We start from the raw sequence: 12,862 nt of genomic DNA, 5'->3' as shown, positions 1-12,862 counted from the left end.
GATCGCCGGGGCGGACGATCGTGGGGGCGACAGGCTTCGACGGGACGCGGCACCGGACGCGGCCTTGGGCGGGAGGCTCACGTGGTGCACCGCACAACAAATGTTGCGCCGCTACGGCTCTGGATTACATCCCTCTGTCTTGTAGTCGCCATGACCGTGGCGTACTTCGTGCTTCCCCTCAACGGCCTCGGACCACACCGGCCGGAGCTCAGCTGGACGGTCTTCATCGTGGTGCTCGCCGCCATCGCGTGCCTGCTGCTGCTTCAGATCAGGGAGGTACTCCTCGACAAGCCGGACACCCACCCCGTTGTCGTCATTCTGCTGCTGATGTTCCTGTCGGTACTGGTCTTCTCGGCCACGTACTACGCCCTCGCCCGGCATACGGGCGCGTTCGTCGGGCTGCAGACGAGGCTCGACGCGCTGTACTTCACCGTGGTCACGCTGGCGACCGTCGGTTACGGGGACGTAGTGCCGCAGAGCCAGACCGCCCGCCTGGTGACCATGCTCCAGATCCTCTACAGCTTCGTCTTCCTGACCGCCGCCGCGACCGCGGTGACGCGTCGGCTGCGCAGCCGGGTCGGCGATCGGCTGGGGCACAGCGAGCCCCCGTGACGAGCCGCCGCGACCCCGGGGTCGGTGGAGGACGCGAGAGCAGCGAAGCATGGTGACGGCCATTTGGGTGTCAGGGGAACCAGGGGCGGTGACCGCTCGTTGCCCTCGTGGGCAAAGGAATCGTCAAGAGGCGCGGCCCGCGCCGGATTGCGCAGGGGATTTCCATGGGTGTCAGCCTTTCCAAGGGCGGCAACGTCTCGCTCAGCAAGGAGGCCCCGGGCCTGACCGCGGTCGTCGTGGGCCTGGGCTGGGATGTACGCAGCACCACCGGGACCGACTTCGACCTCGACGCCAGCGCCCTGCTGGTGGATGCGAACGGCAAGGTCGTGTCCGACCAGCACTTCGTGTTCTTCAACAACCTCAAGAGCCCGGAAGGCTCCGTCGAGCACACCGGTGACAACCTCACGGGTGAGGGCGAGGGCGACGACGAGCAGATCAAGGTGAACCTGGCGGGCGTGCCTGCCGAGGTCGACAAGATCGTGTTCCCGGTCTCGATCCACGAGGGCGAGAGCCGTCAGCAGTCCTTCGGGCAGGTGCGCAACGCGTTCATCCGCGTCGTCAACCAGGCCGGCGGCGCCGAGCTCGCGCGTTACGACCTGAGCGAGGACGCCTCGACCGAGACCGCGATGGTCTTCGGCGAGCTGTACCGCAATGCCGCGGAGTGGAAGTTCCGCGCTGTCGGCCAGGGTTACGCCTCAGGGCTGCGCGGCATCGCGCAGGACTTCGGCGTCAACATCTGAGCCGCGTAAGCCTGTTCAAGGGCCTGACCTCGCCGAGGGTCAGGCCCTTGCCGCCCTTGCCACCTTCGTCGCCGTCGTCGAAGTCGTCGAAGTCGTCGAAGTCGTCGAAGTCGTCGAAGTCGTCGCCTCGTCGCCGTCAGCCGATGTGCGCGCCCGCCCGCGCCGCGGACTCGGCAGCCGCGGCCGCACGGTCTGCGGCCGCCTCGTCGAGCGGGTCGCCGCCGGCCAGGACGCGGTAGTAGAGCGGGGCGGAGACAGCCCGGATGACTTCCCGGGCGTCGGTGCCCGCGGGCAGCTCACCGCGGGCGATGGCACCCTCGACACACGGCGCCCATTCCTTGATCCGGGTCTCACAGAAGCGGTGCAGCGCCCGTGCGGTGCGTTCGTCGCAGGTGGCGGCGGCGATCACGGCCTTGAAGAGAGGGCCCTGGCGGGGGTCGGTCAGGGTGGCTGCGACGAGGCGGGCGTTGGACCTGAGGTCCTCGGTGAGGGAGCCGGAGTCCGTACGCGGCACGGATTGTTCGGCCATGTCGGCCAGCAGATCGGCGATCAGACCGGTGGTCGTGCCCCAGCGGCGGTAGACGGTCGTCTTGCCCACCTCCGCGCGGCGGGCCACATCGGCGAGGTCGAGGCTGTGGAAACCGTGCTCGACCAGGGCGTCGCCCGCTGCCCGCAGTACGGATGCCCGGACGCGGGCGGTCCGTCCGCCGGGCCGGACGGTGCCCGGGTCTGCCGCATCCGCGGATGCGCCCTTGGTTGGCACAACGGACTCCAGACTCTTTCCATGGCCGCTTCCATGCCCGCCGCCTGCTCACGCACAAGTTAAAGGAACCATGGATCCGTTAGAGAATGTCCGGGCAGGGCAGGTAAAACTGGAGGCAGACGTGGCGAGGGAGATGCAGTTCAACATGCCGATCGACGTATCCGCCGGTCCCGGCCGCCCGGCGCCGACGCTGCCGGGCGTGGAGCTGGTGTGGTCCGGCCGGGTCTCGGCCCATGCCGACGACACCGCCGCGCACCTGCACCTCCTCGACGCCGACGAGTCCGCGCGTCGCGCTGCCTTCCGGCGAGCCGTGGACCGTGACGCGTTCACGGTCGCGCATGTGACCCTGCGCCGGCTGCTCGGCGAACGGCTCGGCCAGGCCCCGGAAGCGATCACGTTCTCGCGCGAACCGTGCACCCACTGCGGCGGACCGCACGGCCGGCCCGTCGTCCCCGGCAACGCGGTGCACTTCTCGCTCTCACACACCGACGGCCTGGTGATGATCGCCCTGGCCACAGTGCCCGTCGGGGTCGACGTCGAGGGCGTCCCCGCCCCGGACACGGTCACCGAAGTCGCGGCCCAGCTGCACCCGAGGGAGCGTACGGAACTGGCAGCGCTGCCCCCCGAGCACCGCCCCGCCGCCTTCGCCGGCTGCTGGACCCGGAAGGAAGCCCTGCTGAAGGCAACCGGAGTCGGTCTGAACGAGGATCTCTCCCTCACCTATGTGGGAGCCGGCGCCCAACCGGCCGGTAGCGCCGACTGGTTGCTCGCCGACCTGCCCACGGATCCCGGGTTCGCCGCCGCGATCGCCGTACACCTCACCGCGCCCGGCGCTCCGCCGCCGCATGCCACCAACGAGGCGGAGACGGCCCGCTGACCTTCGCCGTGGGCTGGTCGGGATGCAGCCCCAGCGGGCGCAGGGCGTCGGCCCGGATGCGAACGTCGTACCATCCGCGCCATCGGCCGTCGGGACCTGGACCGCAGGCGTGGTTCCAGTAGATGTCGCTCTCCACGAAGGGCATCCAGTCGATGCCGCGATCACGTAGTCAAGCGCGTACTGCGGCGGGCGGGTTCGGGCGGCCGGGCAGGTTTTCGTAGGCCGCAACGGTGACCCAGTCGGAGCTCTGCAGGTTCATGCCGTCCATTGTCCCGGTCCTGGACACTGGCGGCGGCATCGCCGTCGTCCGGCTGCCGAACGCCCAGCGGCCTCAGTGGCGTTCGACCACGTGCTCACCCATGCCCTCGAAGTTATCCACAGGCTGCGGACGACGCGAACGGATTGTCGGGGGTCCGGCGCAGAATGGGGTCATGACTGAGATCACCGACTCGACGCCGGACCTGCCCGGCACGCCAGAGCTGCCCGGCACACCGGACCTGCCGTCGATGCCCGACTGGGAGAAGCGCTTCCGGGCCCCGCGCGTCTCGCTGCCCGACTGGGCGGAGGACGCGCCGGACCGCTCGCTCTTCGTGTCGAACGCCACGGGGACGTATGAGCTGTACGCCTGGGACCGGTCGACCGGCGAGCAGCGACAGGCGACGGACCGGCCGAACGGCACGACAGACGGTGTGCTGTCGCCCGACGGCCAGTCGATCTGGTGGTTCTCGGACACCGACGGGGACGAGTTCGGGGTCTGGATGCGGCAGCCCTTCGGCGGCGGCGACGACGAGCCCGCGGCACCCGGACTCGAGCCTTCGTACCCGGCGGGGCTGGCGATCGGCCGGGACGGCACCTCGGTGGTCGGCCGGTCGACCGACGAGGACGGCACCACGATCCATGTCGTACGGCCGGGTGCGGAGCCGGTCGAGATCTACCGGCACCGGGAGTCGGCCGGGGTCGGCGATCTTTCGCACGACGGGACGCTGATCGCGATCGAGCACACCGAGCACGGGGACGCGATGCACTCGGCGCTGCGGGTGGTGCGCATCGGGGGCACCTCCCACGCCGAAGGCTGTGGGGGAGGCACCTCGGTCGCCGAGCTGGACGACACGAAGGGGGGCACGGAAGAACTGGGTCTCGAGGTGCTCGGTTTCGCTCCGGTGGACGGGGACACCCGGCTGCTCATCGGGCATCAGCGGCGCGGCCGCTGGGAGCCGATGATCTGGGACGTCGCGTCGGGCACCGAGACCGATCTCGCGATCGACCTGCCGGGCGATGTGAACGCCGAGTGGTATCCGGACGGCTCCGGGCTGCTGGTCGCGCACAGCTTCGAGGCGCGCGGGGAGCTGTTCCGGTACGACCTGGCGGCGCGCAAGCTGGCGCGCATCGAGACGCCGACCGGTTCGGTCTCGGGTGCGACGGCCCGGCCGGACGGACAGGTGGAGTATCTGTGGTCGTCCGCCGCACTGCCGCCGCAGGTGCGCTCGACGGCGGGCGGGGTCGTGCTCGATCCGCCGGGGATGAAGGCGCCGGAGTCGGTGCCGGTGGAGGACGCCTGGGTGGAGGGACCCGGGGGCCGTATCCATGCGCTGGTGCAGAGGCCGGCGGGGGCGACAGGACCGCTGCCGACCGTCTTCGAGATCCACGGCGGCCCGACCTGGCACGACAGCGACGCCTTCGCGGCGGGCCCGGCAGCCTGGATCGACCATGGGTACGCGGTCGTGCGGATCAACTACCGGGGTTCGACGGGGTACGGCAGGGAGTGGACGGACGCCCTCAAGCACCGGGTCGGGCTGATCGAGCTGGAGGACATCGCGGCGGTACGGGAGTGGGCGGTGAAGTCGGGGCTCGCGGACCCGGCGAAGCTGGTCCTGGCGGGCGGCTCGTGGGGCGGGTATCTGACTCTGCTCGGCCTCGGCACCCAGCCTGAGGCGTGGACGCTGGGGCTGGCGGCGGTGCCGGTCGCGGACTACGTCACGGCGTACCACGACGAGATGGAGGCCCTGAAGGCGATGGACCGCACGCTGCTCGGCGGGACGCCGGAGGAGGTCCCGGAGCGGTTCGAGGCCTCGTCCCCGCTGACGTACGTAGACGCCGTCAAGGCTCCCGTCTACATCTCGGCGGGCGTCAACGACCCGCGCTGCCCGATCCGCCAGGTCGAGAACTATGTGGACCGGCTGGCGGCGCGCGGCGCGGTGCACGAGGTCTACCGGTACGACGCGGGGCACGGCTCGCTGGTGGTGGAGGAGCGGATCAAGCAGGTGCGGCTGGAGATCGCCTTCGCCGGCGGGCACCTGGGGCAGGCGGCGAGCCTGGGATAGGGATCCGTCATCGGGAAAGGGCCGTAGCCGGGAATGGGTACAGGGAGCCGTACCTGCCGCAAGGGGCAGGGCGGCGCAGCCGGGAGCGGGAGCCGGGACAGGGGGGTGGGCCGAGAGATCGCGGGCCCGTTCCGTACCGTGGAGGGGTGTACCGGTTCCTGCTGACGCCCCGCTGGTGGGGGATCAATCTCTTCGTCGTGCTGGCGATCCCCTTCTGCGTCTTCATGGGCTCCTGGCAGCTCGGCAAGTTCGAGGACCGCGTCCACACGCACCGGGAGGCCCAGCAGAAGCCCGGCCCCGGTGAGCAGAAGGCCGCGCCCGTCGACGAGCTGCTGCCCGTCGACAAGGAAACGTCGGGGCGGCAGGCGACGGCCAGGGGGCGGTACGGGAAGCAGTTCCTCGTGCCGGAGCGGGAGTTGGACGGCAAGCGCGGCTCGTATGTGCTGACGATGCTGAAGACCGACGGCGGCCGGATGCTGCCCGTGGTCCGCGGCTGGTTGGCCGAGGGCGGGCGGATCCCCGCGGCACCGGCCGGCCAGGTCACCGTGACCGGCGCGCTGCAGGCCTCCGAGACCTCGGGCTCCGACGGGGTGCACGCGACGGGCGGGCTGCCGAGCGGTCAGCTCGGCATGATCAGCGCGGCCTCGCTGGTGAACCTGGTGCCGGACGATGTGTACGACGCATGGGTCACGCTCGCCGAGGCGGACGCCGGGCTGAAGGCCGTGCCCGCGGCAGCGCCGGAGGGCAGTGGGCTCGACCTCAAGTCGTTCCAGAACCTCGGCTACACCGGCGAGTGGTTCGTCTTCGCCGGCTTTGTGGTCTTCATGTGGTTCCGGCTGCTGCGGCGCGAGGCGGAGGCCGCACGTGACAGCGCGCTGGGCCTGGCCCCGGGCCCGGAGCCGGTGTAGACCGAGTTGGACGATGCGGCTGCGGCCGGCCACCGCGGCAGAGCCCCCGTACGCCCTTCCGGGGGCCCCTACGCCCTCAGGGCCCTCAGGGCGTAGGGGAGTGTCCTCAATCGCCGGACGGGCCTAAATAACAGCCCCTCCGGCGTTTGAGGAGCGGGGCTTGGGGCGGAGCCCCAACAGGAGCCTCGCCGGCGATTGAGGCGCGGGGTCCGGGGCGGAGCGCCGGTTACGCGGCGGTCGCTGCTACTGCGCGTTCAGGACACCCGTGCGGTAGATCGTGCCCGCGCATGCGTTGGAGATCGTCGTCTCCGCGCTCGGCGCGCCCGGCTCCGGGATGTGGGTCACCGCGACGCTGCCGTCCGAGGTCCCGCCGTCCTCAGTGACGAGCTGGGGCTGGGTGTTCTCCGACGTCGTGCCCGTGCCGCTGCTGCTCGCGCCCGAAGAGCCCGTCGAGGGCGTGGGGTCGGGCGAGGCGCCGGAGGTCGGGCAGCTGTCCTTCGGCACCCAGGCGAACTTCACCTCGTACGCCGTGTCCGGCTTCAGCAGCAGCGCTCCGGCCTCCTGCGAGGGGTCGGGCAGTCCGCTCGCCGGGTCGCCCGTCGTGTGCCCGACCACCGTGATCTTGGCGGGGTCTGCGGCACCCATCGCCTGGAAGCCGACCGTGCCGGCGCCGCTGACCGCACAGTCGGTCTTGGAGACGTTGGCAATGTGGAAGGTGCCGTACACCTTGCCATCGGAGTCGGGCTTGGCCGCCTGCGTCGCACTGACGCCGAGCTGGCTCGCGTCACAGGGTGGCGAGGTCGCGGCCACGGTGCCCGACGGGTTGGCGCTACCGCCGACCATGCCGTTCGAGGTGCCGTTGCCGGGCTTCGCCCCCGGCGTCCGGCTGGCACCGCCTTCGTTCTGCTCGGTGCCCTGGCCGCCGGCGGAAGGATTGTCCGTTCCGTTCTCGCCGCCCTCGTCACCGGCGTCGGACCCGGTGCCGCCCTGCGCCTGTTCGCCGTGTCCGGCGTTGACGGAGCGGGCGCCGTCGCTGTCGCTCGAGTTCGCCACATGGACGAAGGCGGGGACGGCGGTGCCGATCAGCAGCGCCGCGGCCGCCATGCCGACGAGCGCCTGCCTTTTGCGGGCGCGCCGCGCGGGAACCGCCCTTCGCAGATGGTCGAGGGCGCCGTCGGAGGGCTCAAGGTCCTGTACCGCGCCCTGCAGCATCCGGCGCAGGGCCATTTCGTCCCCGCCAAAACCCTCAGCGGGTCCTTGACCGAGGCCGCCCTGCTCATTTTCCGGCCCGTTGTTCACAATTCCGTTTCCAGTCCGGTCGTCAAACGGCCCGTCCGGCCCGTACTGCTCAAACCTGTGCTTGTGCCCGCTCATGCCGTGGCCTCCATGGCGACGCGCAGCGCCGCGATGCCCCGCGAGCCGTACGCCTTCACCGAGCCGAGCGATATGCCCAGCGTTTCGGCAACCTGAGCCTCGGTCATATCGCCGAAGTATCGCAGCACCAGCACTTCGCGCTGGCGCCGTTGCAGTTTGCGCATCGCCTTGATCAGCGCGTCCCGCTCCAGCTGGTCGTAGGCCCCCTCCTCGGCGCTCGCCATGTCCGGCATCGGCTTGGAGAGCAGCTTCAGCCCAAGGATCCGGCGGCGCAGCGCGGAGCGGGAGAGATTGACCACGGTCTGGCGCAGATACGCCAGAGTCTTCTCCGGGTCCCGCACCCGGTTGCGCGCCGAGTGGACGCGTATGAAGGCCTCCTGGACGACGTCCTCGCAGGAGGCCGTGTCGTCCAGCAGGAGTGCCGCGAGACCGAGCAGCGACCGGTAGTGGGCGCGGTAGGTCTCGGTGAGGTGATCGACAGTGGTGCCCGCAGCCATGGTGTCTTCAGCCATGGTTCCTTCAGCGCCCTCGCGCTGGGAAGGTACGCGGTTGGTGCGGGGTGCGGGCATGGGAGCAATCACCGGCATGCCGCCGGACGGGCGGCGTCTGCGGAGCGGACGCACTGCAGCGCCGCGGACCGGGACCACCCTGGTGATGTCGAGAACCTCTGCCACGCCTGTTGGACACGCTTCCCCCCGTCAGGGTTGTACGCGTACGCCACCGTTTTTGACGGTGATCCAAATGCGCTCATGCGTACCCGCTCTTCCCCAATGCCCCATTTTTTGCGGCACCGTGAAGGGGCAACCGCAAAGACGCTTCCCGCCCAACTGCCGGTTGCAGAAAGGGGGGAAGCGAATCGTCGAACATCCTTGCACCCCAGTTCAAGTGGTACAGACCTTCGACTTGCTCACAGGATGTACACAGATCTTACAAAGGCCTCCGGTTCCACCGCCCCCGATTAGGAAGAGCCGGAACCGGAGTGGGATCAAGCTCCGAGCCGCGGCCCGATTTCGGCGGCGACCGCCTCCGCGATCTGCGCGGAGTTCAGCGCCGCCCCCTTACGGAGGTTGTCGCCGCAGACGAACAGCTCCAGCGCACAGACGTCGTCCGGCGCCCGCCGCACCCGACCCACCCAGGTCGGATCCGTTCCCACCACATCCGCCGGCGTGGGAAAGTCGCCCGCCGCCGGATCGTCGTAGAGCACCACACCGGGCGAGGTCGCCAGAATCTCGTGCGCCCGCTCCACCGTGACCTCGCTCTCGAAGCGCGCGTGCACCGCGAGGGAGTGCGTGGTGATGACCGGTACGCGTACGAACGTCGCCGCCACCCGCAGCCCCGGCAGACCCAGGATCTTGCGCGTCTCAGCACGCAGCCCCAGCTCCTCCGAGGACCAGCCACCGTCCTCGAGCGTGCCGGACCAGGGCACCACATTGAGCGCGAGCGGCGCCGCGAAGGGGCCGAGATCGTCGCCCACGGCACGGCGTACATCTCCGGGGCCGACGCCCAGCTCCGTACCGGCGACCATCGACAGCTGCGACCGCAGCGCACCGACAGCGTCCCGTCCCGCGCCGCTGACGGCCTGGTACGAGGAGACGACAAGTTCGCGCAGCCCGAACTCCGCGTGCAGCGCGCCCACCGCAGGAAGCATGGCGAGCGTGGTGTCGTGCGGGCTCGCGACAATGCCGCGCGGCCGGACCCGTACGGCATGCGGATTGACCTCGGGGACCACCAGCGGCACATCCGGGTCCATCCGGAAGGCGACCGAATTGTCCACGACCACCGCGCCCTTGGCAGCGGCGACCGGCGCCCACCGCTCGGACACTTCGGCCGGTACGAGGAAGAGCGCGACGTCGACGCCGTCGAGGGCTTCTTCGCTCAGCGCCACGACCTCGGTCTCCTCGCCGCGCACGGCCAGCTTGCGGCCGGCCGAGCGCGGCGAGGCGAGGAGTCGTATGTCGCCCCAGATGTCGGCGTGCTGCGACAGGATCTGGAGCATCACCACGCCGACGGCTCCGGTCGCTCCAAGGACCGCGAGCGTCGGCTTACGGGTCATCGCCCGGTGCCTCCGTAGACGACCGCCTCGTCGGAGTCACTGTCGAGACCGAAGGCGGTGTGCACGGCGCGCACGGCCTCGTTGACGTCGTCGGCGCGGGTGACCACCGAGATGCGGATCTCCGAGGTGGAGATCAGCTCGATGTTCACGCCCGCGTCGGACAGCGCCTCGAAGAAGGAGGCGGTGACGCCGGGGTTGGTCTTCATACCGGCGCCGACGAGCGAGATCTTGCCGATCTGGTCGTCGTAACGCAGCGATTCGAAGCCGATCCCGGCCTTCGCCTTCTCCAGGGCGTCGATGGCCTTGCGGCCCTCGGTCTTGGGGAGGGTGAAGGAGATGTCGGTCAGCGCGGTGGCGGCCGCCGAGACGTTCTGTACGACCATGTCGATGTTGATCTCGGCGTCCGCGATCGTGCGGAAGATGGCCGCGGCCTCGCCCGGCTTGTCCGGCACTCCGACGACCGTGATCTTGGCCTCGGAGACGTCGTGGGCGACTCCGGAGATGATGGCGTGCTCCACCTGCTGGTCCCCTTGCGGCTCGTTGCTGACCCAGGTGCCGCGCAGCCCGGAGAAGGACGAGCGGACGTGGATCGGGATGTTGTATCGGCGTGCGTACTCGACGCAGCGGTGCAGCAGCACCTTGGAGCCGGAGGCGGCGAGCTCCAGCATGTCCTCGAAGGCGATCCAGTCGATCTTCCGCGCCTTCTTCACGACCCGCGGGTCGGCGGTGAAGACGCCGTCGACGTCGGTGTAGATCTCACAGACCTCCGCGTCCAGCGCGGCGGCGAGGGCGACGGCGGTGGTGTCGGAGCCGCCCCGGCCGAGGGTGGTGATGTCCTTCTTGTCCTGGGACACACCCTGGAAGCCGGCGACGATGGCGATATTGCCCTCGTCGAGCGCCGTACGGATCCGGCCCGGCGTCACATCGATGATGCGCGCTTTGTTGTGGACCGAGTCGGTGATGACGCCTGCCTGGCTGCCGGTGAACGACTGGGCCTCGTGGCCCAGGTTTTTGATCGCCATGGCCAGCAGGGCCATGGAGATCCGCTCTCCTGCGGTCAGCAGCATGTCGAATTCGCGCCCGGCAGGGATCGGGGATACCTGCTCGGCGAGATCGATCAGCTCGTCCGTCGTGTCGCCCATCGCGGATACCACGACGACCACCTGGTGGCCGTTCTTCTTGGCATCGACGATTCGCTTGGCGACGCGCTTGATGCCTTCGGCATCGGCAACGGAGGAACCTCCGTACTTCTGCACGACAAGGCCCACGTGCGCTCCTCGCTCGGTTCATTACTGCAGTCGTTCTGCAGTCACTACTGCGGTCGGCTCAGTCTAACGAGCGGCCGCTCTCCGCCCCGCTGATGTCACATCGTGAGATGTCCCGCTCACTTAGTGATCACGGGGAAGAGGTCACGGCCGCTCGAACGACTCCTGCCCGGGGTCAGGCGCAGTACGCGGAGTGTGGGGCGGGTCACATGTCGACTACGGATCCGACTGCGGTGCTGTCACACCGGCGGCGACGCCAACTCCGTTCCTTTGCAAGCGTTTTGGCATCTGGGCGGCCCTCAGGTGACCGTGCGCATGCCCAGCGGGCCCGCGAGCTCCTCCGCCATGACCTTGCCGGCCTCCTCGGCCAGCACCTCCTCGGCCAGGTCCTCGTCCGTGTCCAGGCCGTCCAGCTCATCCAGCGGCTGGTCGAGGCGGACATGGGCGACCAGCGACTGCAGGGCGCGCAGCGTCGCGGATGCGGTCGGGCCCCAGTTGGAGAAGTACGAGAACTGCCACCACCACAGTGCCTCGCTGACGCGGCCCGCCTTGTAGTGGGCCAGGCCGTGGCGCAGGTCGGTGACGATGTCCGCGAGGTTGTCGGAGATCCGGCAGGCGACCGGGGCCTTGCGCGGCTCGTACGGGTCGAAGACCTCGGAGAAGATGTCCACCGGGTCCAGCAGCACCGCAAACCGCTCGCGCAGGTCGTCGACGTCCAGGTCCGGGCCGGTGTCCGGTTCGTACCGCTCGTCCGGGACGATGTCCTCGTGCGCACCCAGCCGACCGCCCGTCAGCAGCAGTTGCGAGATCTCCAGCAGCATGAACGGCACCGCGCTGTCGGGCTCGTCGCCCTTCGCGACTTCCGTGGTCGCGACGATGAAGGATTCGATCGAGTCGGCGATCTGGACCGCGAAAGAGTCCGGGTCCTGACTAGTGGCGTGCAGCATGACGTCAGACATCGAGTAGTCGTCTCCCCTCGAAGGCACGCCCGAGCGTGACCTCGTCGGCGTATTCCAAGTCTCCCCCCACAGGGAGACCGCTGGCCAGCCTCGTGACCCTCAGTCCCATCGGCTTGACCATGCGTGCCAGGTAGGTGGCGGTGGCCTCGCCCTCCAGGTTGGGGTCCGTGGCCAGGATCAGCTCGGTGATCGTTCCGTCGGCGAGACGGGCGAGCAGCTCGCGGATCCGCAGGTCGTCGGGGCCAACGCCCTCGATGGGGCTGATGGCCCCGCCGAGCACGTGGTAGCGGCCCCGGAACTCGCGCGTCCGCTCGATCGCGACGACATCCTTCGGCTCCTCCACGACGCAGATGACCGACTGGTCGCGGCGCGGGTCCCGGCAGATGTTGCACTGCTCCTGCTGCGCGACATTGCCGCACACCGCGCAGAAGCGGACCTTGTCCTTCACCTCGAGGAGTGCGTGCGCGAGGCGGCGGACATCGGTCGGCTCGGCCTGCAGGATGTGGAAGGCGATCCGCTGCGCGCTCTTGGGACCGACGCCGGGCAGCCTGCCCAGTTCGTCGATGAGGTCCTGAACCACGCCTTCGTACAACGGAACGCCTCTCCTGGAATGCTTTGACGCTTACGGTAGTTGGTGGGCCGCGCCCTTAGAAGGGCAGGCCCGGCATGCCGCCCAGACCCTGGGCGAGCGGGCCGAGCTTCTGCTGCTGCAACTGCTGCGCGTTCTCGTTCGCGGCCTGGACGGCGGCGACAACGAGGTCCGCGAGGGTCTCGGTGTCCTCGGGGTCGACGGCCTTGGGGTCGATGACGAGGTTGCGCAACTCGCCGGAGCCGGTGACGGTGGCCTTCACCAGGCCGCCGCCCGCCTGACCCTCGACCTCGGTCTGCGCCAGCTCTTCCTGGGCCTTTGCGAGATCCTGCTGCATCTTCTGGGCCTGCTGGAGGAGCTGCTGCATATTCGGCTGGCCACCACCGGGAATCACGGTCACT

The 12,862-nt window shown here is 69.6% G+C and carries 14 protein-coding genes; 5 read left to right on the top strand and 9 right to left on the bottom strand.

From position 1 onward, the window contains the following. Window positions 1–150 precede the first annotated feature (150 nt). On the top strand, window positions 151–612 hold the full coding sequence (locus ACFYXH_RS30335) for a potassium channel family protein (RefSeq protein ID WP_389569521.1): 462 nt from the start codon (window positions 151–153) through the stop codon (window positions 610–612). A gap of 164 nt (window positions 613–776) precedes the next feature. Further along, window positions 777–1,352, top strand: coding sequence for a TerD family protein (locus ACFYXH_RS30330; protein ID WP_266548966.1), 576 nt, complete (start codon window positions 777–779; stop codon window positions 1,350–1,352). Window positions 1,353–1,488: 136 nt separating this feature from the next. Here the strand turns inward: ACFYXH_RS30330 and ACFYXH_RS30325 are convergent, their stop codons facing one another. Then, window positions 1,489–2,115 carry a TetR/AcrR family transcriptional regulator gene (locus ACFYXH_RS30325; protein WP_389569518.1) on the bottom strand — a complete coding sequence of 209 codons (627 nt, stop codon included), beginning with the start codon at window positions 2,113–2,115 and terminating at the stop codon, window positions 1,489–1,491. A gap of 145 nt (window positions 2,116–2,260) precedes the next feature. Here ACFYXH_RS30325 and ACFYXH_RS30320 point away from each other — a divergent pair, with 145 nt between their 5' ends. Next, on the top strand, window positions 2,261–2,992 hold the full coding sequence (locus tag ACFYXH_RS30320; protein ID WP_389569515.1) for a 4'-phosphopantetheinyl transferase family protein: 732 nt from the start codon (window positions 2,261–2,263) through the stop codon (window positions 2,990–2,992). Here ACFYXH_RS30320 and ACFYXH_RS30315 read toward each other — a convergent pair. After that, window positions 2,934–3,137, bottom strand: a complete 204-nt coding sequence (locus ACFYXH_RS30315) for a hypothetical protein (protein WP_389569512.1) — start codon at window positions 3,135–3,137, stop codon at window positions 2,934–2,936. The genes ACFYXH_RS30320 and ACFYXH_RS30315 overlap by 59 nt on opposite strands. Before the next feature lie 361 nt (window positions 3,138–3,498). On the opposite strand from ACFYXH_RS30315, the gene ACFYXH_RS30310 reads away from it, so the two are divergent. Together ACFYXH_RS30310 and ACFYXH_RS30305 are read left to right on the top strand one after the other, a co-directional pair. Further along, window positions 3,499–5,313 (top strand): S9 family peptidase, encoded by a 1,815-nt coding sequence (locus ACFYXH_RS30310; RefSeq protein ID WP_389570029.1) that lies wholly within the window; start codon window positions 3,499–3,501, stop codon window positions 5,311–5,313. Window positions 5,314–5,459: 146 nt separating this feature from the next. After that, a complete protein-coding gene (locus tag ACFYXH_RS30305; protein ID WP_389569509.1) occupies window positions 5,460–6,221 on the top strand; it encodes an SURF1 family protein in 762 nt (253 codons plus the stop codon). A gap of 243 nt (window positions 6,222–6,464) precedes the next feature. Here the strand turns inward: ACFYXH_RS30305 and ACFYXH_RS30300 are convergent, their stop codons facing one another. The 7 genes from ACFYXH_RS30300 to ACFYXH_RS30270 all read right to left on the bottom strand — a co-directional run bounded on the left by ACFYXH_RS30300 (window position 6,465) and on the right by ACFYXH_RS30270 (window position 12,855). Next, complete coding sequence (locus ACFYXH_RS30300; RefSeq protein WP_389569506.1) at window positions 6,465–7,595, bottom strand: hypothetical protein; 1,131 nt, start codon at window positions 7,593–7,595, stop codon at window positions 6,465–6,467. After that, window positions 7,592–8,182: a SigE family RNA polymerase sigma factor gene (locus ACFYXH_RS30295; RefSeq protein ID WP_389570027.1), complete on the bottom strand. Its 591-nt coding sequence runs from the start codon at window positions 8,180–8,182 to the stop codon at window positions 7,592–7,594. Before ACFYXH_RS30295 ends, ACFYXH_RS30300 begins: the two co-directional genes overlap by 4 nt. A 398-nt stretch (window positions 8,183–8,580) precedes the next feature. Further along, a complete protein-coding gene (locus tag ACFYXH_RS30290; RefSeq protein ID WP_389569503.1) occupies window positions 8,581–9,648 on the bottom strand; it encodes an aspartate-semialdehyde dehydrogenase in 1,068 nt (355 codons plus the stop codon). Next, window positions 9,645–10,916, bottom strand: a complete 1,272-nt coding sequence (locus ACFYXH_RS30285; RefSeq protein ID WP_327325084.1) for an aspartate kinase — start codon at window positions 10,914–10,916, stop codon at window positions 9,645–9,647. Before ACFYXH_RS30285 ends, ACFYXH_RS30290 begins: the two co-directional genes overlap by 4 nt. Before the next feature lie 296 nt (window positions 10,917–11,212). After that, window positions 11,213–11,872 (bottom strand): DUF5063 domain-containing protein, encoded by a 660-nt coding sequence (locus ACFYXH_RS30280; protein ID WP_389569499.1) that lies wholly within the window; start codon window positions 11,870–11,872, stop codon window positions 11,213–11,215. After that, the gene (gene recR / locus ACFYXH_RS30275; RefSeq protein ID WP_327325075.1) at window positions 11,865–12,464 is read right to left on the bottom strand and encodes a recombination mediator RecR; all 600 of its coding nucleotides are present in this window, start codon (window positions 12,462–12,464) and stop codon (window positions 11,865–11,867) included. The genes ACFYXH_RS30280 and recR overlap by 8 nt, the downstream gene beginning before the upstream one ends. A 55-nt stretch (window positions 12,465–12,519) precedes the next feature. Next, a complete protein-coding gene (locus ACFYXH_RS30270) occupies window positions 12,520–12,855 on the bottom strand; it encodes a YbaB/EbfC family nucleoid-associated protein (RefSeq protein WP_327328422.1) in 336 nt (111 codons plus the stop codon). Between the last annotated feature and the right edge of the window lie 7 nt (window positions 12,856–12,862).

It is taken from the genome of Streptomyces sp. NPDC002730, assembly GCF_042888805.1.
Lineage (GTDB): Bacteria > Actinomycetota > Actinomycetes > Streptomycetales > Streptomycetaceae > Streptomyces.
Note: the sequence above shows the minus strand (reverse complement) of the source record. Positions and strands in the feature narration are given on the sequence as shown.

What these genes read in the sequence shown, in the direction of transcription:
- ACFYXH_RS30335 (WP_389569521.1), top strand. Translation starts at nt 151, where the DNA reads ATGACCGTGGCGTACTTCGTGCTTCCCCTCAACGGCCTCGGACCACAC.
- ACFYXH_RS30330 (WP_266548966.1), top strand. Translation starts at nt 777, where the DNA reads ATGGGTGTCAGCCTTTCCAAGGGCGGCAACGTCTCGCTCAGCAAGGAG.
- ACFYXH_RS30320 (WP_389569515.1), top strand. Translation starts at nt 2,261, where the DNA reads ATGCCGATCGACGTATCCGCCGGTCCCGGCCGCCCGGCGCCGACGCTG.
- ACFYXH_RS30315 (WP_389569512.1), bottom strand. Translation starts at nt 3,137, where the DNA reads ATGCCCTTCGTGGAGAGCGACATCTACTGGAACCACGCCTGCGGTCCA.
- ACFYXH_RS30310 (WP_389570029.1), top strand. Translation starts at nt 3,499, where the DNA reads ATGCCCGACTGGGAGAAGCGCTTCCGGGCCCCGCGCGTCTCGCTGCCC.
- ACFYXH_RS30300 (WP_389569506.1), bottom strand. Translation starts at nt 7,595, where the DNA reads ATGAGCGGGCACAAGCACAGGTTTGAGCAGTACGGGCCGGACGGGCCG.
- ACFYXH_RS30295 (WP_389570027.1), bottom strand. Translation starts at nt 8,182, where the DNA reads ATGCCGGTGATTGCTCCCATGCCCGCACCCCGCACCAACCGCGTACCT.
- ACFYXH_RS30290 (WP_389569503.1), bottom strand. Translation starts at nt 9,648, where the DNA reads ATGACCCGTAAGCCGACGCTCGCGGTCCTTGGAGCGACCGGAGCCGTC.
- ACFYXH_RS30280 (WP_389569499.1), bottom strand. Translation starts at nt 11,872, where the DNA reads ATGTCTGACGTCATGCTGCACGCCACTAGTCAGGACCCGGACTCTTTC.